We start from the raw sequence: 22,171 nt of genomic DNA on the forward strand, positions 1-22,171 counted from the left end.
GATCGTGAAGGAGAAGAGTATGTTCAGGTCACTGATTTTGGCTGCAGTGCTTCTGGCTTCAGCGCCATTGGTCGCTAACGCTGGTGAAATCACCCTGTTGCCATCAATAAAATTACAAATTGGCGATCGCGACAATTACGGTAACTACTGGGACGGTGGCGGCTGGCGCGACCGTGATTACTGGCGTCGACACTATGAGTGGCGCGATAACCGCTGGCGCCGTCACGACAACGGCTGGCATCGCGGCTGGGATAAAGGTAAAGCCTACGAACGCGGCTATCGCGAAGGCTGGAAAGATCGCGATGACCGACGCGGCGGCTGGGGGCGTGGGCCAGGCGGCGGACGCGGACATGGCCACGGCCATCATTAATCGCAAAAGGGAGCCATTCGGCTCCCTTTTTCATCGTCACGCTTAACTGAATATCGTTCCAATAATCAGCCAGCCGTTAAGCAGCACAACGACCGCAACTATCCCCCACCCCAGCAGTTTTACCCACCGGGAATTGGCCAGGTCGCCCATTAACCGGGAATCGCTGGTGAATATCAGCAGCGGCACCAGCGCGAGGGCGATACCAAAACTCAGCAATACCTGGCTCATCACCAGAATACGCGTGGGATCCAGCCCCATTAAAATGACGATAAACGACGGCAGCATGGTGATCGCCCGGCGAAACCACAGCGGGATATGGAAGCGGATAAAGCCCTGCATTACCACCTGCCCTGCCAGGGTTCCCACAACCGTGGAGGATAAACCCGCCGCTATCAGGCTCAGACCAAAGATGGTAGCTGCCGCGTGGCTCAGTAAGGGCTCCAGCGTCAGATAGGCCTGATCGAGGTCGGCAATCCCGGTGTGGCCGTTAAAGTGGAAGGCGGCGGCGGCGGTCGCCATCATGGCCAGGTTAACAAAACCCGCGATGGTCATGGCGATGGCGACATCCCAGCGCGTGGCGTTATAGCGCTCTTTGCGCGTCCCCCCGTGCAGGTGCTGAGTGAGCGATGAGTGTAAGTAGATAACATGCGGCATGATGGTCGCCCCCAATACCCCGGCGGCAAGAAACACCGCTTCGCTGGTCGGCAGTGAAGGAACGATCATCCCTTTCGCCAGCGGTGCCAGCGCGGGCTGGGAGAAGATAAGCTCAACGACATACGCTGCGGCGACAAACAACAGCAGCCCGCCTATCACTTTTTCCAGCGGCTTTTGACCGCGACGCTGCAGCATCAGAATCAGGAACGTCGCAATTCCGGTCAATACAGCGCCCTGAAGCAATGACACGCCGAGCACCAGCTTAAATCCGATAGCCGCGCCAATAAACTCGGCAAGATCGGTCGCCATAGCGATAATTTCGGCCTGCACCCAGTAGAACCACACCACAGGACGCGGGTAGTGGTCGCGAATTTGCTCCGCCAGATTTTTACCGGTGGCGATGCCCAGCTTCGCCGACATCACCTGAATCAGCATCGCCATCAGGTTAGCCCATACCACCACCCACAGCAGCTGGTAGCCAAAGCTGGCGCCGGCCTGAATGTTGGTGGCGAAGTTACCCGGATCGATATAGCCAATGGCAGCAATGAACGCCGGCCCCATCAGGGCGAGCTTAATCTTGCGCGCTGCGCGACCGCTGCTATTCTCAACGCGACTGTTGGTCATTTTCTGCCTCTGGAAATATAGCCTTTGCTATGTTTTATGCTATCAAAATGCGAATGATTATCAAGTTCATTTGGAGCGATGATAATGATTGCTGTGATAGGAGAGAACGATAGCGGGTTGGCAACGGAAAACCGGGGAACTGATAAACGCTTTTAATTAATCACCAGAATAGTACAACCGAGCAACTTTTAAAACCTTTACGTAACATAACAAAAATGCATGGTTGATCACTATTTTTGCCATTAGTCACATATCCTTGCAATAGTGTGTGCTGGCTCTCGTTTTCTTTGCGCTTGTTACATAGAATGTGCACAGAAATTTAACCTGCCTCATATTTGGAGCAAATATGGACCGCGTCCTGCACTTTATTCTCGCGATCGTAGTGGTGGCCATTCTGGCCCTGTTGGTTAGCCACAACCGTAAGCAGATTCGTATTCGTTATGTCATTCAGCTGCTTGTCATTGAAGTGCTGCTGGCCTGGTTCTTCCTGAACTCTGACATTGGTCTGGGTTTTGTGAAGGGCTTCTCCGAGATGTTTGAAAAACTCCTCGGTTTCGCCAACGAAGGGACAAACTTCGTCTTCGGCAACATGAACGACAAAGGCCTGGCGTTCTTCTTCCTGAAGGTTTTGTGCCCGATCGTCTTTATTTCTGCGCTGATTGGTATTTTGCAGCATATTCGTATTCTGCCTATCGTCATTCGCGCGATTGGTACCGTGCTGTCCAAAATCAACGGCATGGGCAAGCTGGAATCCTTTAACGCTGTCAGCTCGCTGATTCTGGGCCAGTCCGAAAACTTCATCGCCTATAAAGATATTCTTGGCAAGATGTCCCGCAACCGCATGTACACCATGGCGGCGACCGCGATGTCTACGGTATCCATGTCTATCGTGGGCGCGTACATGACCATGCTGCAGCCGAAATATGTAGTTGCGGCGCTGGTACTGAACATGTTCAGCACCTTTATCGTGCTGTCGCTGATTAACCCGTATCGCGTTGACGAAAGCGAAGAAAATCTGCAGATGTCAAACCTGCATGAAGGACAGAGCTTCTTCGAGATGCTGGGTGAATACATCCTGGCGGGCTTTAAAGTGGCAATTATCGTGGCCGCCATGCTGATTGGTTTTATCGCGCTGATTTCCGCGCTGAACGCCCTGTTCGCCACCGTCACCGGCTGGTTCGGCTATAGCATCTCCTTCCAGGGGATCCTCGGCTATATCTTCTATCCGGTTGCGTGGGTGATGGGCGTACCGGCAGGTGAAGCGCTGCAGGTAGGAAGTATTATGGCCACCAAGCTGGTTTCTAACGAATTCGTCGCCATGATGGATCTGCAGAAAGTTGCCGCCACGCTCTCTCCGCGTGCGGAAGGCATCATCTCTATCTTCCTGGTCTCCTTCGCCAACTTCTCTTCTATCGGTATCATCGCCGGCGCGATTAAAGGCCTGAACGAAGAGCAAGGTAACGTGGTTTCCCGCTTCGGCCTGAAGCTGGTGTACGGTTCTACGCTGGTGAGCGTGCTCTCTGCGTCTATCGCCGCGCTGGTACTGTAATTCGTCAGCGGTATCGCGAAAGCCGGGCAAGTCCCGGCTTTTTCATGCCCGCAGTTCGCTCAACGGCAGCGGCTTACCCACCAGATACCCCTGGAGATAATCGACGCCTAACTCGAGAAGCTTTTCCCGCTGCTCCGGCGTTTCAACGTATTCCGCCACCACTTTCATCTTCTTAACCTTAGCCATTTCAATAATGGATTTGACCATAATGGCGTCCAGCGGATCGGTCTCGATATCACGCACGAAGCAGCCGTCAATTTTCAGGATATCGGCCCGCAGGCTTTTCAGACGCTCGTAGTTAGCGTAGCCGGTACCAAAGTCATCAATCGCTATACCGCAACCGAAATCTCGCAGCAGCTGGATGTTATGCATGCTGGTCTCGACATCGGAAAACGCCTGCTCTTCGGTAACTTCAATCGTTATCGCCTCCGCCGACAGGTTATAGCGTTTAAACAGCGCGATGATTTGCGCCGCGCTATCCTTTTGCATCAGCGTATAGGGCAGAAGGTTGACGGAGAAATGCTGACCCTGATGGTGATTGAGCGAACTAAACAGCGTTTCCAGCACCTGCATATCAAAACGCTGGCTCAGGTTAAACTGCGCAATCAGCGGGATAAACCGATCGGGCGTAATGATGGTATTGCCGCAGCGCATACGACTCAGTATCTCGTAATACCCCTCTCCGGAGGCGTCCCGGATAGGCTGGGCGTACAGCACCAGCCCACGTTCGTTAAGCGCCTGCTTAATCTTCGCCAGCAGCCGTACCTGTTCGCTCGTTTGATCGGAAATCTGCTCTTGCGCCGCGTCCAGCGGTAATACGCGCCGCGCCGCGCCGGCCTGCTCCGATAACCAGCTAAGCTGACCAAGCATCGGGTGAAGCTCAGATTCTATGCCGCGGTAGCCGCCCCACGATGCGCCAAATTCCAGATCTAACGCCTGGTTATTCCAGCTAAATTTTTTATGGTTAAGCGTGGAAACAATATGACTTAACCGCGCCTCTGGCTCCGGCCCCTTCAGTACCAGCAGTAGCTCGCTGCCGGGGAGCTGAAATATTCGCTCGCCGGCAGCTAATAGCGGCTGTAGCTTCCGGGCTATCTGCCGTTTGCTCTCCACTCTCATCATCATGCCATAATGGCGGCTCAGGAAGTCCAGATTCTGAATGCGCAGGCTGCTGATGGCCACAGCAGGATTCCGCTGCAGGTGACTCTCCAGCGCGCGCAGATTCGGTAAACCGGTTAGCGGATCTTCTTCCGCCTGATCCCGCCATCTGAACTTCATTCTTTCACTGCGAGCATAGATATCCGCCATATAAAACAGGCAGATAGTGAAACAAATGAGTACCGAAAGAACAAACGACAGTGAATATTCAGTTTGTACGCCGTGTAAAAAATTCTGGTTATACGCCACGAGTAAAAAGGCTGAAACGGACCATGAAATGCGAATCAGCGTATGCCCCAGGCGGCTAATACCAATGAAGTATAAAATGAAAATAAGCGGGACTAAATAACCGGCAATAAAAACAGAATCATAAGGCGTACACAGCACCAGTAATATTGCCGCCAGGGCCACAAACCAATACAACGTAAATACCCGCTGCTCGCCCGCCCGCCATGAGTGGCAAAGATTACGCCAGAATGCTCGTGCATAACGTGGACTGATAATCATCCGCAACGGATAATAAAAGAATGTCGTGAAAATTAATGCGGCGCTAATCAGGCTTTGTATATCGATAATGGTGTAAATAACCGACATACTGCCGAAATAGCTGGATATTGCCAACGGAAAAGCAAAAAAACGCCCCGCCAGATACATGGTGACCTTCAAAAGGAGCGGTGCAAAAAAACCGCCCCAAAAAATCCTCGCGCCCATATGTTTTGCCGTCAGCCCAGCGCGCCAGCGCCTTCCAAGCTGAAAGCGAACAATCGCGCAGGACAGGAAAACTGAGAAGAGCTGGCAAAATAGCAGGATCAGCGCCTGGGTTAGCGTCAGATCGATTATCCAGGCATTAGTGATCGCAAACGCGATAATCAATGGCGCAACGGCGTAGCGGCCAAAAATAAAAAGTACGGAATACATTAAGCTCAGCGGTAGCCATGCCAGATAAATTTGATTTCCGTCAATAATGGTTTGTGGGGAAATAAATCGGGACAGCGGAATTGCGATAAAGCAGACCAGGAGCGCCAGCAGAGTTTTTTTGATCTTAATGTTAAGATGATCAAGCATTATTGTTAATTAAAACTCCGGCTGCAATAAATATATTCAGGCAACAGATATTATGTTGCTTAATAAAGGCAGGCAAGATTTTAAATAGTGAAAAAATCTGAAATTACTTAACGCAGAGGTTTGCTGACTTATTCAGAGAATGCTTTACATTTCCTCCGCCAGACAAACAAAAAACCCCCGCCGTAGCGAGGGTTCCGAATTTGGTGGAGCTAAGCGGGATCGAACCGCTGACCTCTTGCATGCCATGCAAGCGCTCTCCCAGCTGAGCTATAGCCCCACAGGACCTCTTTACGAACCAAACCTGATGGGTGCAGGTGTTGGTGGAGCTAAGCGGGATCGAACCGCTGACCTCTTGCATGCCATGCAAGCGCTCTCCCAGCTGAGCTATAGCCCCGTAACGTAAAGCGTGTCGTGTTGACGGGCGGCATAATATGAATTCCTTCGCCAGGTGTCAACGGCAAAATCAATCCCGGCTATTTGATCGCTGAAAAAGCAGGCAAACGGCTGACATTGCGAGCCTTATCGCAGCCAGAAGTTAAACATGTCACTCTTTCCTTTAAAAGGATGCTATAACATGTGCAACTAATTCCCACATATTTACTCAGGAAATAGTATGCTCAAGGAACGAATGACACCTGAAGAAATAGCGCATCTGACTGGCTTCAGTCGGCAAACGATTAACAAATGGGTACGTAAAGAGGGATGGCAAACGTCCCCGCGCCCCGGCGTACAGGGCGGCAAAGCGCGCCTCGTACATGTTAATGAGCAGGTTCGCGAGTTTATTCGCAGCGCGCAGCGCGTGGCCGAAAACCCTGTCCCCTATTCCGCAACGGATAACGATCTCGAATCTCTGCTGCTTACCCTGTGTAAAGAGATGACGCCGGGAGAGCAAAAGCTGCTGATGTCGCTGCTGCTGCGTGAAGGGATCACCGGGTTACTCAACCGACTCGGTATTCGCGATCGGTGAAAGCATGATGAAACTTAAAGATAAAATGACCCCAGCGGAGCTCGCCGAGTGCCTTAACCTCGCCCGGCAAACCATAAACCGCTGGGCCAGAGAACAAAAATGGCGGACGGAACCGATCCCCGGAGTCAAAGGCGGACGCGCTCGTCTTATCGTCATCGACAGGTCGGTGATCGATTTCCTGGCAAATATCCCGGCGCTGCGGCATCTGACCATGGATAACCAGCTGGCGGAACCGCCCGTCAAATACTTTGTGAACGATGCGGACACAATCTGGCGCCAGATTGTCGAGACCATGCACCTGATGACCCCAACTGAGCAGCTGCACCTGCGGGATTTTCTTGCGCGCGAGGGGATCAGCGGGTTTCTGTCCCGGCTTGGCATTACTGATGCGAAGTAACGGGCAAAAAAAACGGCGGGGTTCGCTATCCCCGCCGTTTAACAATCGCTGTATCAGGATCAGGATTGCTGGCTTTCGCGCTCAGCAATAAAGGCCAGCGCCTTGTTGATACGTTCTACGCTACGTGATTTACCGATCGCATGGACGGTCACATCAAGCGCCGGAGACTGTCCCGCACCGGTCACCGCGACGCGCAGCGGCATTCCCACTTTTCCCATCCCCACTTCCAGCTCATCGGCCGTCGCCTGAATCGCATGATGGACGTTTTCCGCCGTCCAGTCGCTTATGGCGGCTAATTTGTCGCGCACCACTTCCAGCGGCTGACGAGCAACAGGACGCAGATGTTTTTTCGCCGCATCGGCATCAAACTCGGCAAAATCTTCATAGAAATAGCGGCAGCTCGCCGCCATCTCTTTAAGGGTTTTGCAGCGCTCGCCCAGCAGCTTCACCAGCTCAGCCAGCTGCGGGCCGTTACGGGTGTCGATATTTTCCTGCTCAATGTGCCACTGTAAATGCGTTGCCACGTACTCCGGGGCCAGCGAGTTGATATAGTGGTGGTTCAGCCACTGCAGCTTTTCCGTATTGAACGCGCTCGCCGATTTGCTCACCGCCCCCAGGCTGAACAGTTTAATCATCTCTTCGCGAGAGAAAATCTCCTGGTCGCCGCTGGACCATCCCAGACGCACCAGATAGTTCAGCAGCGCTTCCGGCAGATAGCCGTCGTCGCGATACTGCATAACGCTGACCGCACCGTGGCGCTTGGACAGTTTCTTACCGTCGTCGCCGTTAATCATCGAGACGTGGGCGTAAACCGGCACTGGCGCATTCAGCGCTTTCAGGATGTTAATCTGGCGCGGGGTATTGTTGATATGGTCTTCGCCGCGAATAACGTGGGTGATTTCCATATCCCAGTCGTCAACCACGACGCAGAAGTTGTAGGTTGGAGAACCATCGGTACGGCGGATAATCAGATCGTCCAGCTCCTGGTTGCTGAATTCGATCGGACCGCGGATCTGGTCGTCAAAAACAACGGAACCCTCTTCCGGGTTGGCAAAACGGACGACGCAAGGTTCGTCATCAGCATGATGTTCGTGGCCATGGCGGCAGCGACCGTCGTAGCGGGGCTTCTCGCCTTTTGCCATTTGCTCTTCACGCAGCGCTTCCAGACGCTCTTTAGAGCAATAGCATTTATAGGCCGTGCCCGCTGCCAGCATTTCATCAATAACGGCGTTGTAGCGATCAAAACGCTTGGTCTGGAAGTACGGACCCTCGTCCCATTCCAGGCTCAGCCAGTTCATACCATCCATAATGGCTTCAATGGCCTCCGGCGTGGAGCGCTCAAGATCGGTATCTTCAATACGCAGCACAAACTCACCGCCGTGATTACGTGCAAAAAGCCAGGAATAGAGAGCAGTACGCGCGCCGCCAACGTGCAGATAGCCTGTCGGGCTGGGCGCGAAGCGAGTTTTGATTTTCATGAAGTGGCCTTACGTTTGATAAAGGTGCCGACACGCGGCAGTGTTCGTTGGATTTTATGGAGGAATATTCTAACACCGTGGGCTGATTCCTCAATGTTGTTACCGTTTCAACGTCACGCTTTCCCCTTTTTGTTTATAAATCATGCGCCACGGATGACATTGCGATCGTTTTGTTTAATTTTACGACGAACAAACAAATTATTTAGAAAAGGCGTTGACTCATTTTCAACTCTCCCTATAATGCGACTCCACACAGCGGGGGTGATTAGCTCAGCTGGGAGAGCACCTCCCTTACAAGGAGGGGGTCGGCGGTTCGAACCCGTCATCACCCACCAACTACTTTACGTAGTCTCCGCCGTGTAGCAAGAAATTGAGAAGTGGGTGATTAGCTCAGCTGGGAGAGCACCTCCCTTACAAGGAGGGGGTCGGCGGTTCGATCCCGTCATCACCCACCACTTTCTCGCCAGCTGGATTTCTTGCCGAAAAATGAAGTACCGAAGTGGGTGATTAGCTCAGCTGGGAGAGCACCTCCCTTACAAGGAGGGGGTCGGCGGTTCGATCCCGTCATCACCCACCACTTCGGGTCGTTAGCTCAGTTGGTAGAGCAGTTGACTTTTAATCAATTGGTCGCAGGTTCGAATCCTGCACGACCCACCAATGTAAAAAAGCGCCCTAAAGGCGCTTTTTTGCTATCTGCGATAGACAAAGCCGACACGGGCCTTCATCTTGCTATCCGGCACTGACCATCAATTCACCAGCGCCGCAATCAGCTTCTCCAGCGCGGGCGTCGCCTGCTGTTGGTCATAGACGATATACAAATCTGCCGGTATGCGTTCTTCCAGCGGACGAAACACCACCCCCGGCCACGTCATTTGCGCATAGCTATCAGCGATGAGCGTAATACCTATCCCCATACTGACCATCGCCAGAACCGTTTGCGGCTCCATCACTTCACGGATAATCATCGGCGAGAATCCGGCGCTCTGGCACACGCGCTGCAAAAACGTCCAGTCGGTATGTATTGAAGGCATGGTGACAAAATATTCGTTACGCAACGCCGCAAGCGGGATCGCCTTACGCGCGGCAAGCGGATGCTCTTCCGGCATGGCCACCAGAAAAGAGGATTCGTGCAAGCGCAGGCTGGTAAATCCAGGAGAAGGCGCTGTCGCCATCCGCCAGACGCCAGCGTCCAGCTCGCGTCGTTCCAGCATCGCCATCTGCATGGCGGGCATGTTCTCGCGGAAAAGCACCTCTACGTTAGGGTTCTCTTTCAAAAAACGCCGCATCACCGGACGCATTTTTCCCCACATAGCCGTACCTATCACGCCCAACTCTACCCGTCCCGCCTCACCCCGCCCAATCTGTTCCACGCGCGCCAACGCCTGATTCGCGCTGGAAAGCAGACGACGGGACTCCTCCATCAGGATTTTTCCTGCGTGGGTCAACGCTACGCTGCGGGAGTGGCGAACAAACAGCAGCGTGCCAAGCTGCTGCTCCAGGTCTTTAATGTGAATGCTGAGCGGAGGTTGCGACATGTTCAGACGGGCCGCCGCACGACCAAAATGCAGCTCTTCGGCAACAGCCAGAAAATAGCGCAATAACTTCAGATCGATACGATGCGTGCGTTCCATGGGTCATGCGCTCCTGAGGCATAAAGATAATGCGCAAAGTTACCACACTGCATCAGAAAAAATGAAACGGCGGAACATGTGCCCGCCGCGGAAGAGGATTAATGCGTCAGCGCTTTCTTCATTAACTTCTCAGGTTCATGTTTATATTTGAAGAACGCGGCAAAAATAACCGCCAGCAGCAATGAATAGGCCGCGAACACCAGCCAGATGGTCTGCCACTCTTTTACGCCATCAACAGAGAAGTAATCCACGGCCATGCCGCTGAGAACCGAACCTACCCATGCGCCAACACCGTTCACCATGGTCATAAACAACCCCTGCGCGCTGGCGCGAATATGCGCCCCCGCCTCTTGCTCTACGAACACCGATCCTGAAATATTAAAAAAGTCGAATGCGCAGCCGTAAACGATCATCGACATCAGCAGCAGAACAAAACCGAACGGAGACGGATCGCCAAAGGCAAAAAAGCCAAAGCGCAGCGTCCACGCCAGCATACTCATCAGCATGACCGTTTTAATGCCAAAGCGTTTCAGAAAGAATGGAATGGTGAGAATAAAGGCGACTTCCGCCATCTGCGAAACCGAAAGCAAAATAGAGGGATAGCGTACGACAAAGCTGTCGGCAAACGCCGGGTTGCGGGCGAAATCATGCAGAAAGGGGTTACCGAAGACGTTGGTTATTTGCAGTACCGCCCCGAGCATCATCGCGAAGAAAAAGAAAATGGCCATCCGCGGATTTTTAAACAATACGAATGCATCCAGTCCCAGCCTCGTGGCCAATGTGGCGCCAGGTTTCTTCTCGGTCACAGCAATTTTCGGTAGCGTAAGCGCATAAATCGCCAGTAATAACGACGCGGCAGAGGCGATATACAGCTGCGCGCTGCTCAGCTCCAGCCCCATCAGGCTCACCGTCCACATGGCGACAATAAAACCAAGAGTGCCAAATACGCGAACAGGAGGAAACGCGGTCGCCGGATCCTGGCCGGACTGTGCCAGACATGAATAGGAGATGCTATTAGACAACGAGATAGTCGGCATATAGGCCATCGCGTTAATCAGCATTACCCAGAACATCGTCTCCGGATCGGTGACGGTCGTTGCATAAAGAAGCACGCCCGCGCAGACCAGGTGGCAGAGCATATAGGCCCGTTCTGCACGTAGCCATTTATCGGCAACGATCCCCATAATGGCGGGCATGATAATGGCCGCCAGCCCTTTGGAACTATAGACAATGCCGACATTTGCCCCGGTGAAATGCAGTGTGTTTATCATGTAAGAACCCAGGGTGACCAGCCAGCTACCCCAGATAAAATATTGCAAAAACGACATGAGTTTTAAGCGAGAGGCGATACCCATTTTTCCGTTCCTTGCCATTAAAGTAAGACCCCGCAAGCGGGGTCAATATTTATTATTTTTTCAGGCCAGTTTGCGTAAGAAGCCGCAGATCAGGTTAATAAAGTTCTGCCGGGAGAGTTCGGCCGCTGCCAGGGTTTGCGCGTGAGATAGTTTCACATCGCCGAGGCCCTCAGCCAGATTGGTAATGGCTGAGACGGCCACCACTTTCAGCTCGCAATGGCGGGCAGCGATGACTTCCGGCACGACGGACATCCCCACCACATCGCCGCCGATAATCTGCATCATGCGAATCTCCGCCGCCGTTTCAAAATTCGGCCCGGGATAAGAGACAAATACGCCTTCAGTCAGCGGAAACCCCTCCTCCTCCGCTACGCGCTGCAGAACGGCGCGGTAATCCGCGTCATAGGCGTTGGCCAGGGAGAAGAAGCGTTCGCCGAAGCGCTCATCATTCAGGCCCACCATTGGCGTACCCGGCATCGTGTTAATATGATCGCTGAGCGCCACCAGACTTCCCGGCCCCACTTCCGGACGTAAAGAACCGGCCGCGTTAGTACAAAACAGCAGTTCACACCCCAGCAGCTTTAGCGTCCGGATGGCATCAGTCATCACCGTCATGCCCCGACCTTCATAGAAGTGCCCACGCCCTTTCATGCAGGCAACGGGTACGCCGGCCAGATTTCCAAGCACCAGTTCGCCGGCATGGCCGTGCACGGTACTCACCGGAAAGCCGGGCAGCTTCTCGTAAGATATCGCCACCGCATCTTCAATTTGTTCCGCCAGCGCCCCGAGACCCGACCCCAGGATAAAGGCCACCCGCGGCGTAAAATCCGGCTTATATCCGCGAATAATATCGGCGCTATACCAGGGATTCTGTGAGAAAAGCGTGTCGCTCATAAGCTGTCCTTAAAAACTGAAAGATCGATAAAGTGATTGGCTACCATGCTGTTATAACGATGCTACGCAATCGATTACCAATACAGTTTTCCCGGACGTTTGATATTAAAAAGCTATTGATTTCATTTCTGATACAAGGGGTCGTTTTCGCGTAAGGCGGTCAGCTGGCCAGCCTGCTGCCGCACCACCTCCCACAGCGCCTCTGCGGCTGTCGATAGCGAGCGGTTTTTACGCCGCGCCAGCATCAGCTGGCGTTCCACCACCGGGGTGAGCCGCTTCACCTGCAGATGACTTCCCTGAGGGAGCGGCAGCGCTAACGCAGGTAGGATGCTGATGCCTATCCCCGACTCAACCATCGGGAATAGCGTGGCCGGATGACCGATTTCCTGCACGATATTTGCGGTAACGGCGAATCCCGCGAGCGCGGCGTCAATCAGCGGCCGGCTACCCGAAGCATAATCCTGCAAAACCAGCCGCTGGTCATGCAGCGCATGCCAGCTCACCGCATCCCTTTTAGCGAAAGGGTGATCGCAACGGCAAAGCAGCAGGAAAGGTTCAGCGAGAACCGCCTCACACTGCAAATCGGTCGCGGCGCCAGGGTCGATAACAATGCCAAAATCAACTTCTCCCTGACGGATGCTCTCCAGCACCCACTGCTGGGGGCGATCGTGCAGAACAAAATCTATCTCCGGATAGCGACGGTTGCTGTAGGCGATGCACTGCGGGATCAGATGGGCGGAAATAGTCTGGCTGGCCGCCACCCGCACGGTTCCCATAAGCTGCTGCCCGACGCGCCCGGCCTCACGCAACGTGCCGTTTAACTCATCCAGCAGGCGCTCAAGCCGGGCCGCCAGCTGCTGTCCGGCTTCCGTGAGCACCACTTCGCGCGTCGTTCGGTCAAGCAGGCGTACGCCGGTCTGATGTTCCAGCTCTTTCACGCTGTGGCTTACCGCTGACTGACTCAGGCCAATACTCTCCCCTGCCCGGCTAAAGCTTTTGACGCGAGCAACGGTCACAAAAACCTTCAACTGACGTAGCGAATAATTCATCTCTTTTTTTCATGAATAGATGCAATAAATCGATTTTATTTCTCAAACTAAAGAAAGCACAATAGCGACATCGATTTTCAGGAGCGTTTATGAAATTTTTCCGCATTCTTGATCCATTCACCCTGACATTAGTCACCGTCGTCCTGCTGGCCTCCTTTTTTCCTGCGCGCGGCGGATTTGTCCCCTTCTTTGAACATTTAACCACCGCCGCCATCGCGCTGCTTTTCTTTATGCACGGCGCCAAGCTCTCCCGTGAGGCGATCGTTGCCGGGGGCAGCCACTGGCGTTTACATCTCTGGGTCATGTGCAGCACGTTTATCGTTTTTCCCGTACTTGGCGTGCTATTCGCCTGGTGGGCGCCCGTTAACGTCGATCCGGCGCTCTATACCGGGTTTATTTATCTCTGCATTCTTCCCGCCACCGTCCAGTCAGCCATTGCGTTTACCTCTCTGGCGGGCGGCAACGTGGCGGCTGCGGTATGCTCGGCTTCGGCCTCAAGCCTGCTGGGGATCTTCATTTCGCCGCTGCTGGTCGGCCTGTTGATGAACCTGCACGGTGCGGGGGGGAGTCTGGAGCAGGTTGGCAAAATCATGCTGCAGCTGCTGCTGCCGTTTGTGCTGGGACATCTCTCTCGTCCGTGGATTGGCAACTGGGTGGCAAAACATAAAAAGTGGATCTCGAAAACCGACCAGACCTCCATCCTGCTGGTGGTCTATTCGGCGTTCAGCGAGGCGGTTGTTAACGGTATCTGGCACAAAGTCGGCGTCGGTTCGCTGCTGTTTATCGTTATTGTCAGCATGGTGCTGCTGGCGATTATGATTGCGATTAACGTCTTTGTGGCGCGCAGGTGCGGGTTTAATAAAGCGGATGAAATTACGATTGTCTTTTGCGGGTCGAAAAAGAGCCTGGCGAACGGCATTCCGATGGCCAACATTCTCTTCCCGACCTCTATCCTGGGGATAATGGTTCTGCCGCTGATGATCTTCCATCAGATTCAGCTTATGGTCTGTGCGGTGCTGGCGCGGCGCTATAAGCGCCAGGCCGAAGCGTTACAGGCGCAGGAGAAAAGCCGCGCCTCCGAAGCCTAACGCGGGCGCTTAAGGGGCTCGACCAGGCTGGTCAGCCCCTCCGTTTTAATCAATAGCGTTAATGCCATCAGCTCGCCAAGATGCCCGGCGGGAAATTGATCCTTACGGGCAAACCACAGCAAATACTCTTCCGGCACATCGATTAAGCGCCGCCCTTTGTATTTACCAAACGGCATTTCCGTGTTGGCAATCTCAATAAGCTGATCTTTATCCACGCGACTCTCCGAGCAAACGCAGCATTTCGTCTTCATCGATCACCGCAATTCCCAGCTCCTGCGCTTTGGCAAGCTTAGAGCCCGCCGCCTCACCGGCGATGACCAGGTCGGTCTTCTTCGACACGCTGCCCGCCACCTTCGCCCCCAGCGCAACCAGCCGGGCTTTCGCATCGTCACGGGAGAGCTGACTCAGGCTACCGGTCAGAACCACCGTTTTGCCGGCAAAGGGGCTATCAATCTCTTCCGCATTGACCACGACCGGCGCCGGCCAGCGGACGCCTTCTTTACGCAGCTGAGCAATCACTTCTCGGTTGCTCTCTTCGGCAAAGAAATTACGCACGTGCGTGGCAACCACAATCCCGACATCGGGCACTTTTTGCAGATCGTCAATTGAAGCCTGCTCCAGCGCCTCAATGGTGCCAAAATGGGCCGCTAAACCGGCTGCCGTCGCCTCACCGACTTCGCGGATCCCCAGCGCATAAAGGAAACGGGCAAAGGTGGTCTCTTTGGACTTCTCCAGGGCATCCACCACGTTCTGCGCTGATTTGGGCCCCATGCGATCGAGCCCGGTGAGTTTACCCGGCGTCAGTTGGAAGAGATCGGCCGGCGTATGCACGTACTCTTTTTCGACCAGCTGATCGATGATTTTATCGCCCATACCGTCAACGTCCAGGGCGCGACGGGAGACAAAATGCTTGAGCGCTTCTTTACGCTGGGCGCCGCAGATCAGACCGCCGGTACAGCGCGTCACCACTTCGCCTTCCACGCGTTCAACGTCGGAATGACATACCGGACAATGGGTGGGGAACACGATCTCACGCGTCTCCTCCGGGCGTTCTGAGAGCACGACGTTCACGACCTGAGGGATAACATCGCCGGCGCGGCGAATGACCACCTTATCGCCGATACGCAGCCCCAGACGCTCAATTTCATCAGCATTATGCAGCGTCGCGTTGCTGACCAGGACCCCGGCGACGTGTACCGGCTCCAGACGCGCAACCGGCGTGATGGCGCCAGTGCGCCCGACCTGAAACTCAACGTCGCGCACGAAAGTCATCTGTTCCTGCGCCGGAAACTTAAACGCCACCGCCCAGCGCGGCGCGCGGGCTACGAAGCCAAGCTGTTCCTGCAGCGCCAGCGAATCGACCTTGATGACCACGCCGTCGATATCAAACCCCAGCTTCGGCCGATCCTCTTCAACCTGGCGATAGTAAGTAAGCACTTCCTCTGGCGTATGGCAGAGCTTTACACGCTCGCTGACCGGCAGCCCCCAGGACTTAAACTGCTGCAAGCGCGCCGAGTGGCTGGCAGGCAGCTCGCCGCCTTCCAGCACGCCCACGCCGTAGCAAAAGAAAGTGAGTGGACGCTTCGCGGTAATTCGCGGATCGAGCTGGCGTAAAGACCCCGCCGCCGCGTTACGCGGGTTAGCAAAGACTTTACCTCCGGTTCGCCGCGCCTCTTCATTAATTTTTTCAAACCCTGCCTGCGGCAGGAACACCTCTCCGCGCACCTCAAGCCGCTGCGGAATATTGTCACCGCGTAGCTTCAGGGGAATCGCGCGAATGGTACGCACGTTGGAGGTAATATCTTCGCCGGTCGTTCCATCGCCGCGGGTCGCCGCCTGCACCAGCAGGCCGTTTTCATACAGGATACTGACCGCCAGGCCATCCAGCTTGAGCTCGCAGCAGTAAGTCAGGTTATCGGTATTTTTCAGGCGATCCTGTACCCGCTTGTTGAACGCGAGGAAGCTCTCCTCATCAAAAACGTTGTCCAGCGACAGCATCGGGACTTCATGGCGAATCTGGCTAAAAGAGGCTAACGGTGCGGCACCGACGCGCTGGGTGGGCGAGTCCGGGGTGATCAGCTCAGGGTACTGAGCTTCCAGCTCGCGCAGTTCGCGCATTAACCGATCGTATTCCGCATCAGGGATTTCCGGCGTATCCATGACGTGGTAGAGATATTCATGATGGCGAAGCGTGGTTCGCAGTTCAGTCAGTTTTTGTTCGTTCGATTCCATATCACACCATCAATGATAAAAAACCCCCGACGGGCGGGGGTTCAGGATAAGTAGATGAAACGCAAGAAGATGAATCAGGCGTTAGCCTCTTTCACTTCACGAATTCGGTCTTGATATTCACGCAATTTTTGCGGCGTCATCATACGACGCTGGTCATCCAGCACTACGCCGCCGACTTCATCGGCAATGTACTGCGCGGACTGCAGCATCAGCTTAAAGTTTTGCAGTTCATCGCCAAAGGACGGAACCTGCATAAAGATAGTGACCCCGGGCGTCATCATATCCGCCATGCTGTCAGGATTGAAGGTGCCAGGCTTAACCATATTGGCCAGACTGAAGAGCACCTGACCGCTGCCGTCCGGGCTGAGGTGGCGATGGAAGATATTCATATCGCCAAATTTGAAGCCTGCCTGCTGGATGCTATTGATGAGTAGCTCGCCGTTGAGCTGCGAACCGTGATGCGCAGCGACGTTCATCACGATGACCGTCTCCTTACGCTCTTTAGGCTGCGGCGCGGCCTGCTGCGGCTCAGGGGCCTGAGGTTCCGGCGCCGGCTGCGGCTCTGGAGCGGCGGCAGGTTGTTGAACCGGCTGCTGCACATGCTGAACGGGCTGCTGCGCATGCTGAACGGGTTGCTGCACATGCGGAACGGGCTGCGGCTGTACCGGCTGCTGAGGCGGCACGGCGCGCTGCGGCTGCTGGACCGGGGCCTGGGCGTGAACGGGCTGATGTTGCGGCGGCTGCGGTGCACGGACAGGCTCTTCCGGGCGCACAGGTGGCTGTTGCGCCTGACGCTCATAAGGAGGCTGATACTGGTGCTGCGGCTGACGAGGTGCTTCATGCTCCCCATGAACGCCATTCGGCGCATGACTGGTCCGATGAACCCGGACTTCACCAACGCCTTCAACATCGTCATCAAAGTCGTCGCCTTCCGACGCTTCATCGTCGCGAGACTTCATACGTTTCAGTGGGCGATCGCGAAACATCGAGGAGCGTTCTTTACGGCTGGTCCAGAAACCGTGCACCAGTAAAGCGATTATGGCGATCGCGCCAACAATGATTAATATCAGACGCAAATCCTGCATCATTATATTCTCTGTTGTTCTAACACCTTGCCACCACGGCAAACATTTACTCACTAAGAGTATTTGCCGATTACATCAAGTGCAAGTGCGTCGGGGGCTTTCACTACATAAAGATGAACTAAATCGTGCTTTTTGCTGTTTTTTCGAACATTTCCTAACTGGTTATTGTCTGCTAACCCGATAAAATAGCCCGGCATTCAGCCTGGATGTCAAAAAAGGAGCATTACCTGACTATGGTTTCATCATCCGTAACGACCCCGCGTAGTGGCGTCTACTATTTTTCGCAGGGTTGGAAGCTGATCGGGCTGCCGGGGATCCGTCGATACGTATTCCTCCCTTTACTCGTCAACATTATTCTGATGGGCGGCGCATTCTGGTGGCTGTTCACGCGTCTGGACAGCTGGATCCCTTCGTTGATGAGCCATGTTCCTGAATGGCTGCAATGGCTTAACTATCTGCTGTGGCCCATGGTGGTCATTTCTATTCTGCTTGTCTTCGGCTACTTCTTCTCGACAATCGCCAACTGGATTGCCGCGCCCTTTAGCGGCCTGCTGGCCGAGCAGCTTGAAGCGCGCCTGACGGGCGCGACGCCGCCGGATGTCGGGGTTTTCGGCATCCTGAAAGATGTTCCGCGCATCATGAAGCGCGAGTGGCAGAAGTTTGCCTGGTACCTACCGCGGGCCATCGTCCTTTTGCTTCTCTACTTTATCCCCGGTATCGGCCAGACCGTCGCCCCCGTGCTGTGGTTCCTGTTCAGCGCCTGGATGCTGGCGATTCAGTACTGCGATTACCCTTTTGATAACCATAAGGTGCCGTTTAAAACGATGCGTCAGGCGCTGCGCACGCGCAAAGTGACCAATATGCAGTTTGGCGCCCTGACCAGCCTGTTTACCATGATCCCGGTGCTAAACCTGGTCATCCTGCCCGTCGCGATTTGCGGCGCGACGGCAATGTGGGTCGATTGCTACCGTGACAAACACGCCATGTGGAAGTAGCGCTATCGCTTTCGGAGCGGCTTATGCCGCTCCTTATTACTTCTGGCTTGCCATTATTTCTCTTCTGAATATAGATATGCTAAATCCTTACTTCCGCATATTCTTTAAGCGGGTATGCTGAAGCCGTACTCCCAAATTTCATACAGTTAAGGACGGGCCATGAGTAAGATTTTTGAAGATAACTCCCTGACTATCGGCCATACGCCGCTGGTACGACTGAACCGCATCGGTAACGGACGCATCCTGGCAAAGGTAGAATCTCGTAACCCGAGCTTTAGCGTAAAATGCCGTATCGGTGCCAATATGATTTGGGATGCCGAAAAACGCGGCGTGCTGAAGCCCGGCGTTGAGCTGGTGGAACCGACCAGCGGTAATACCGGTATCGCGCTGGCCTACGTGGCTGCGGCGCGCGGTTATAAACTGACGCTGACGATGCCGGAGACCATGAGCATCGAACGCCGCAAGCTGCTGAAGGCCCTGGGCGCTAACCTGGTGCTGACCGAAGGCGCCAAGGGGATGAAAGGCGCCATCCAGAAAGCCGAAGAAATTGTCGCCAGCAACCCGGAAAAATTCCTCCTGCTCCAGCAGTTCAGCAACCCGGCCAACCCGGAAATTCATGAAAAAACCACCGGCCCGGAAATCTGGGAAGATACCGATGGTCAAATCGACATCTTCATCTCCGGCGTCGGTACTGGCGGTACGCTGACCGGCGTGAGCCGCTATATCAAAGGCACCAAAGGTAAAAAAGATCTGATTACCGTTGCCGTTGAACCTACCGACTCCCCGGTTATCGCCCAGGCGCTGGCAGGCGAAGAGCTGAAGCCAGGCCCGCACAAAATCCAGGGTATTGGCGCAGGCTTTATCCCAGGCAACCTGGATTTGAAGCTGGTGGATAAAGTAGTGGCTATTACCAATGAAGAAGCCATTTCCACCGCCCGTCGCCTGATGGAAGAGGAAGGCATTCTGGCCGGCATCTCTTCCGGCGCTGCCGTTGCCGCTGCGCTGAAGCTGCAGGAGGATGAAGCCTTTACCAACAAGAATATTGTGGTTATCCTACCCTCTTCAGGTGAGCGCTATTTAAGCACCGCATTGTTTGCCGATCTCTTCACCGAGAAAGAACTGCAACAGTAATGCCAGCTTGTTAATATCGTGTAAAAAAGCACCTTTTCAGGTGCTTTTTTGTGGCGCACATCAAACTTTTACCCCTCCTGGCATTGATTCACTTCGTTGGGTCTGGTATTTAACCAGCACATTTATTTCGATGCGCGAAATTATTCCGATTTGGATTTCCATAAGCTGAATCGATTTTATGATTTGGTTCAAGTCTTCCTTTAGCGGCATAATGTTTAATGACGTGGTAGACGTTAACGGCCTGAAGGTTTCCACAGCGATTTTCCGCTGATGGTGCCGGAGCCGGATACGTGATGCCGGCGCTAACGATACAGGCTAAAGTTTGGCCGTTAGGCTAAACTTTAGGTCCACAACACTAAACCTATAAGTTGGGGAAATATAATGTTCCAGCAAGAAGTTACTATTACCGCTCCGAACGGTCTGCACACCCGCCCTGCTGCTCAGTTTGTTAAAGAAGCAAAAGGCTTCACTTCTGAGATCACTGTAACCTCCAACGGCAAAAGCGCCAGCGCCAAAAGCCTGTTCAAACTGCAGACTCTGGGCCTGACCCAGGGTACCGTTGTCACTCTCTCTGCCGAAGGCGAAGACGAGCAAAAAGCAGTTGAGCATCTGGTAAAACTGATGGCTGAACTCGAGTAAGTTCACGGGTTCTTTTTAATATCAGTCACAAGTAAGGTAGGGTTATGATTTCAGGCATTTTAGCATCCCCGGGTATCGCTTTCGGCAAGGCACTTCTGCTGAAAGAAGATGAAATTGTCATCGACCGGAAGAAAATTTCTGCCGATAAGGTTGATCAGGAAGTTGAACGTTTTCTGAATGGCCGCACCAAGGCCTCCGCCCAGCTGGAGGTCATCAAAACCAAAGCTGGTGAAACCTTCGGTGAAGAAAAAGAAGCCATCTTCGAAGGGCACATCATGCTGCTGGAAGATGAGGAGCTTGAGCAGGAAATCATAGCCCTGATTAAAGATAAGCATATGACTGCCGATGCGGCAGCCAATGAAGTTATCGAAGGTCAGGCTACTGCCCTGGAAGAACTGGATGACGAATACCTGAAAGAGCGTGCCGCTGACGTACGCGACATCGGTAAGCGCCTGCTGCGCAACATCCTCGGTCTGGCCATCATCGATCTGAGCGCGATTCAGGATGAAGTTATCCTGGTAGCCGCTGACCTCACCCCGTCTGAAACCGCACAGCTGAACCTGAACAAGGTGCTGGGTTTCATCACCGACGCGGGCGGCCGTACTTCCCACACCTCCATCATGGCGCGTTCCCTTGAACTGCCGGCCATCGTGGGCACCGGTAGCGTGACTACCCAGGTGAAAAACGGCGATTATCTGGTTCTCGACGCGGTGAATAATCAGGTTCTGGTTAACCCGAGCGATCAACAAATCGAAGAACTGCGCAACCTGCAGGCTCAGGTCGCTGAAGAGAAAGCGGAACTGGCTAAGCTGAAAGACCTGCCGGCCATTACGCTGGACGGCCATCAGGTTGAAGTCTGCGCCAACATCGGTACCGTACGCGACGTTGAAGGTGCCGAACGTAACGGCGCGGAAGGCGTTGGTTTGTATCGTACAGAATTCCTGTTCATGGACCGCGACTCGCTGCCGACTGAAGAAGAACAGTTCGCAGCATACAAAGCCGTTGCCGAAGCGTGCGGCTCGCAGGCGGTTATCGTTCGCACCATGGACATCGGCGGCGACAAAGAGCTGCCGTACATGAACTTCCCGAAAGAAGAGAACCCGTTCCTCGGCTGGCGCGCAGTGCGCATCGCCATGGATCGCAAAGAGATTCTGCGCGACCAGGTTCGTGCCATCCTGCGCGCTTCCGCTTTCGGTAAACTGCGCATCATGTTCCCGATGATCATCTCTGTTGAAGAAGTACGTGCACTGAAGAAAGAGATCGAAATCTACAAACAGGAACTGCGCGACGAAGGTAAGGCTTTTGATGAGGCAATTGAGATTGGCGTGATGGTGGAAACCCCAGCCGCTGCGACAATTGCGCGTCACTTAGCCAAAGAAGTTGATTTCTTTAGTATCGGTACCAATGATTTAACGCAGTATACTCTGGCAGTTGACCGTGGTAATGATATGATTTCACATCTTTACCAGCCAATGTCCCCGTCCGTGCTGACGCTGATTAAGCAAGTTATTGATGCTTCTCATGCTGAAGGCAAATGGACTGGCATGTGCGGTGAGCTTGCGGGCGATGAACGTGCTACACTTCTGTTGCTGGGTATGGGTCTGGACGAGTTCTCTATGAGCGCCATTTCCATCCCGCGCATCAAGAAGATTATCCGTAACACGAACTTCGAAGATGCGAAAGTATTAGCAGAGCAGGCTCTTGCTCAACCGACAACGGACGAGTTAATGACGCTGGTTAACAAGTTCATTGAAGAAAAAACAATCTGCTAATTCACGAGATGCGCGGCCCAAATTACTGCTTAGGAGAA

General features: G+C 53.9%; 19 protein-coding genes and 6 tRNA genes. 13 read left to right on the forward strand and 12 right to left on the reverse strand.

The annotated features are described in order from the left end of the window. The first annotated feature begins 19 nt into the window (after positions 1-19). The gene (locus FQK12_RS26505; RefSeq protein WP_014230302.1) at positions 20-370 is read left to right on the forward strand and encodes a DUF2502 domain-containing protein; all 351 of its coding nucleotides are present in this window, start codon (positions 20-22) and stop codon (positions 368-370) included. A 42-nt stretch (positions 371-412) separates the two neighbouring features. Here the strand turns inward: FQK12_RS26505 and FQK12_RS26510 are convergent, their stop codons facing one another. After that, positions 413-1,648: an Nramp family divalent metal transporter gene (locus FQK12_RS26510; protein ID WP_014230303.1), complete on the reverse strand. Its 1,236-nt coding sequence runs from the start codon at positions 1,646-1,648 to the stop codon at positions 413-415. A gap of 346 nt (positions 1,649-1,994) precedes the next feature. Here FQK12_RS26510 and FQK12_RS26515 point away from each other — a divergent pair, with 346 nt between their 5' ends. Further along, positions 1,995-3,197, forward strand: coding sequence for a NupC/NupG family nucleoside CNT transporter (locus tag FQK12_RS26515; protein ID WP_004104312.1), 1,203 nt, complete (start codon positions 1,995-1,997; stop codon positions 3,195-3,197). 42 nt (positions 3,198-3,239) lie between these two features. On the opposite strand, the gene FQK12_RS26520 is transcribed toward FQK12_RS26515, so the two are convergent. The 3 genes from FQK12_RS26520 to FQK12_RS26530 all read right to left on the reverse strand — a co-directional run bounded on the left by FQK12_RS26520 (position 3,240) and on the right by FQK12_RS26530 (position 5,814). Further along, positions 3,240-5,420: an EAL domain-containing protein gene (locus FQK12_RS26520; protein WP_014230304.1), complete on the reverse strand. Its 2,181-nt coding sequence runs from the start codon at positions 5,418-5,420 to the stop codon at positions 3,240-3,242. A gap of 201 nt (positions 5,421-5,621) precedes the next feature. Then, positions 5,622-5,697 (reverse strand) — tRNA-Ala (locus FQK12_RS26525). Positions 5,698-5,738: 41 nt separating this feature from the next. After that, positions 5,739-5,814: transfer RNA gene (locus tag FQK12_RS26530), tRNA-Ala, on the reverse strand. 219 nt (positions 5,815-6,033) lie between these two features. On the opposite strand from FQK12_RS26530, the gene FQK12_RS26535 reads away from it, so the two are divergent. Next, the gene (locus tag FQK12_RS26535) at positions 6,034-6,387 is read left to right on the forward strand and encodes a YfeC-like transcriptional regulator (RefSeq protein WP_004852968.1); all 354 of its coding nucleotides are present in this window, start codon (positions 6,034-6,036) and stop codon (positions 6,385-6,387) included. A 4-nt stretch (positions 6,388-6,391) separates the two neighbouring features. Further along, positions 6,392-6,784 (forward strand): YfeC-like transcriptional regulator, encoded by a 393-nt coding sequence (locus FQK12_RS26540; protein ID WP_032720507.1) that lies wholly within the window; start codon positions 6,392-6,394, stop codon positions 6,782-6,784. A 59-nt stretch (positions 6,785-6,843) separates the two neighbouring features. Here FQK12_RS26540 and gltX read toward each other — a convergent pair whose 3' ends face one another. Beyond that, a complete protein-coding gene (gene gltX / locus FQK12_RS26545) occupies positions 6,844-8,262 on the reverse strand; it encodes a glutamate--tRNA ligase (protein WP_014230306.1) in 1,419 nt (472 codons plus the stop codon). A 259-nt stretch (positions 8,263-8,521) separates the two neighbouring features. On the opposite strand from gltX, the gene FQK12_RS26550 reads away from it, so the two are divergent. The 4 genes from FQK12_RS26550 to FQK12_RS26565 all read left to right on the forward strand — a co-directional run bounded on the left by FQK12_RS26550 (position 8,522) and on the right by FQK12_RS26565 (position 8,919). Next, positions 8,522-8,597 (forward strand) — tRNA-Val (locus tag FQK12_RS26550). A 44-nt stretch (positions 8,598-8,641) separates the two neighbouring features. Continuing rightward, positions 8,642-8,717: transfer RNA gene (locus FQK12_RS26555), tRNA-Val, on the forward strand. Positions 8,718-8,763: 46 nt separating this feature from the next. Beyond that, positions 8,764-8,839: transfer RNA gene (locus tag FQK12_RS26560), tRNA-Val, on the forward strand. A 4-nt stretch (positions 8,840-8,843) separates the two neighbouring features. Then, positions 8,844-8,919: transfer RNA gene (locus tag FQK12_RS26565), tRNA-Lys, on the forward strand. Positions 8,920-9,008: 89 nt separating this feature from the next. Here the strand turns inward: FQK12_RS26565 and FQK12_RS26570 are convergent. The 4 genes from FQK12_RS26570 to FQK12_RS26585 all read right to left on the reverse strand — a co-directional run bounded on the left by FQK12_RS26570 (position 9,009) and on the right by FQK12_RS26585 (position 13,191). After that, positions 9,009-9,893, reverse strand: a complete 885-nt coding sequence (locus FQK12_RS26570) for a LysR family transcriptional regulator (protein WP_014230307.1) — start codon at positions 9,891-9,893, stop codon at positions 9,009-9,011. Between the two features lie 98 nt (positions 9,894-9,991). Continuing rightward, on the reverse strand, positions 9,992-11,248 hold the full coding sequence (locus FQK12_RS26575) for a nucleoside permease (protein ID WP_014230308.1): 1,257 nt from the start codon (positions 11,246-11,248) through the stop codon (positions 9,992-9,994). Positions 11,249-11,308: 60 nt separating this feature from the next. Then, a complete protein-coding gene (xapA, locus tag FQK12_RS26580) occupies positions 11,309-12,142 on the reverse strand; it encodes a xanthosine phosphorylase (protein ID WP_014230309.1) in 834 nt (277 codons plus the stop codon). Positions 12,143-12,264: 122 nt separating this feature from the next. Continuing rightward, entirely contained in the window at positions 12,265-13,191 is a 927-nt protein-coding gene (locus FQK12_RS26585; protein WP_014230310.1) for a LysR family transcriptional regulator, read from the reverse strand. An 89-nt stretch (positions 13,192-13,280) separates the two neighbouring features. Here FQK12_RS26585 and FQK12_RS26590 point away from each other — a divergent pair, with 89 nt between their 5' ends. Continuing rightward, on the forward strand, positions 13,281-14,279 hold the full coding sequence (locus tag FQK12_RS26590; RefSeq protein ID WP_014230311.1) for a bile acid:sodium symporter family protein: 999 nt from the start codon (positions 13,281-13,283) through the stop codon (positions 14,277-14,279). Here FQK12_RS26590 and FQK12_RS26595 read toward each other — a convergent pair. The 3 genes from FQK12_RS26595 to zipA all read right to left on the reverse strand — a co-directional run bounded on the left by FQK12_RS26595 (position 14,276) and on the right by zipA (position 17,599). Beyond that, complete coding sequence (locus FQK12_RS26595; protein ID WP_004123346.1) at positions 14,276-14,494, reverse strand: DUF3820 family protein; 219 nt, start codon at positions 14,492-14,494, stop codon at positions 14,276-14,278. The genes FQK12_RS26590 and FQK12_RS26595 overlap by 4 nt on opposite strands. After that, a complete protein-coding gene (gene ligA / locus FQK12_RS26600; protein ID WP_014230312.1) occupies positions 14,487-16,511 on the reverse strand; it encodes an NAD-dependent DNA ligase LigA in 2,025 nt (674 codons plus the stop codon). Before ligA ends, FQK12_RS26595 begins: the two co-directional genes overlap by 8 nt. A gap of 74 nt (positions 16,512-16,585) precedes the next feature. After that, complete coding sequence (gene zipA, locus FQK12_RS26605; RefSeq protein ID WP_014230313.1) at positions 16,586-17,599, reverse strand: cell division protein ZipA; 1,014 nt, start codon at positions 17,597-17,599, stop codon at positions 16,586-16,588. 230 nt (positions 17,600-17,829) lie between these two features. On the opposite strand from zipA, the gene cysZ reads away from it, so the two are divergent. From cysZ to ptsI, 4 genes are all read left to right on the forward strand, one after another. Next, complete coding sequence (gene cysZ / locus FQK12_RS26610) at positions 17,830-18,591, forward strand: sulfate transporter CysZ (RefSeq protein WP_009654873.1); 762 nt, start codon at positions 17,830-17,832, stop codon at positions 18,589-18,591. Between the two features lie 159 nt (positions 18,592-18,750). After that, on the forward strand, positions 18,751-19,722 hold the full coding sequence (cysK, locus tag FQK12_RS26615; RefSeq protein ID WP_014230314.1) for a cysteine synthase A: 972 nt from the start codon (positions 18,751-18,753) through the stop codon (positions 19,720-19,722). Between the two features lie 381 nt (positions 19,723-20,103). Next, positions 20,104-20,361, forward strand: coding sequence for a phosphocarrier protein Hpr (gene ptsH / locus FQK12_RS26620; RefSeq protein ID WP_002913505.1), 258 nt, complete (start codon positions 20,104-20,106; stop codon positions 20,359-20,361). A gap of 44 nt (positions 20,362-20,405) precedes the next feature. Further along, complete coding sequence (ptsI, locus tag FQK12_RS26625; RefSeq protein ID WP_004852999.1) at positions 20,406-22,133, forward strand: phosphoenolpyruvate-protein phosphotransferase PtsI; 1,728 nt, start codon at positions 20,406-20,408, stop codon at positions 22,131-22,133. Positions 22,134-22,171: the final 38 nt, after the last annotated feature.

Origin of the sequence: Klebsiella sp. ME-303 (assembly GCF_007910085.1) — a bacterium.
In the GTDB taxonomy this organism is placed as follows: Bacteria; Pseudomonadota; Gammaproteobacteria; order Enterobacterales; family Enterobacteriaceae; genus Klebsiella; species Klebsiella michiganensis.

What these genes read in the sequence shown, in the direction of transcription:
- FQK12_RS26505 (WP_014230302.1), top strand. Translation starts at nt 20, where the DNA reads ATGTTCAGGTCACTGATTTTGGCTGCAGTGCTTCTGGCTTCAGCGCCA.
- FQK12_RS26510 (WP_014230303.1), bottom strand. Translation starts at nt 1,648, where the DNA reads ATGACCAACAGTCGCGTTGAGAATAGCAGCGGTCGCGCAGCGCGCAAG.
- FQK12_RS26515 (WP_004104312.1), top strand. Translation starts at nt 1,995, where the DNA reads ATGGACCGCGTCCTGCACTTTATTCTCGCGATCGTAGTGGTGGCCATT.
- FQK12_RS26520 (WP_014230304.1), bottom strand. Translation starts at nt 5,420, where the DNA reads ATGCTTGATCATCTTAACATTAAGATCAAAAAAACTCTGCTGGCGCTC.
- FQK12_RS26535 (WP_004852968.1), top strand. Translation starts at nt 6,034, where the DNA reads ATGCTCAAGGAACGAATGACACCTGAAGAAATAGCGCATCTGACTGGC.
- FQK12_RS26540 (WP_032720507.1), top strand. Translation starts at nt 6,392, where the DNA reads ATGATGAAACTTAAAGATAAAATGACCCCAGCGGAGCTCGCCGAGTGC.
- gltX (WP_014230306.1), bottom strand. Translation starts at nt 8,262, where the DNA reads ATGAAAATCAAAACTCGCTTCGCGCCCAGCCCGACAGGCTATCTGCAC.
- FQK12_RS26570 (WP_014230307.1), bottom strand. Translation starts at nt 9,893, where the DNA reads ATGGAACGCACGCATCGTATCGATCTGAAGTTATTGCGCTATTTTCTG.
- FQK12_RS26575 (WP_014230308.1), bottom strand. Translation starts at nt 11,248, where the DNA reads ATGGGTATCGCCTCTCGCTTAAAACTCATGTCGTTTTTGCAATATTTT.
- xapA (WP_014230309.1), bottom strand. Translation starts at nt 12,142, where the DNA reads ATGAGCGACACGCTTTTCTCACAGAATCCCTGGTATAGCGCCGATATT.
- FQK12_RS26585 (WP_014230310.1), bottom strand. Translation starts at nt 13,191, where the DNA reads ATGAATTATTCGCTACGTCAGTTGAAGGTTTTTGTGACCGTTGCTCGC.
- FQK12_RS26590 (WP_014230311.1), top strand. Translation starts at nt 13,281, where the DNA reads ATGAAATTTTTCCGCATTCTTGATCCATTCACCCTGACATTAGTCACC.
- ligA (WP_014230312.1), bottom strand. Translation starts at nt 16,511, where the DNA reads ATGGAATCGAACGAACAAAAACTGACTGAACTGCGAACCACGCTTCGC.
- zipA (WP_014230313.1), bottom strand. Translation starts at nt 17,599, where the DNA reads ATGATGCAGGATTTGCGTCTGATATTAATCATTGTTGGCGCGATCGCC.
- cysZ (WP_009654873.1), top strand. Translation starts at nt 17,830, where the DNA reads ATGGTTTCATCATCCGTAACGACCCCGCGTAGTGGCGTCTACTATTTT.
- cysK (WP_014230314.1), top strand. Translation starts at nt 18,751, where the DNA reads ATGAGTAAGATTTTTGAAGATAACTCCCTGACTATCGGCCATACGCCG.
- ptsH (WP_002913505.1), top strand. Translation starts at nt 20,104, where the DNA reads ATGTTCCAGCAAGAAGTTACTATTACCGCTCCGAACGGTCTGCACACC.
- ptsI (WP_004852999.1), top strand. Translation starts at nt 20,406, where the DNA reads ATGATTTCAGGCATTTTAGCATCCCCGGGTATCGCTTTCGGCAAGGCA.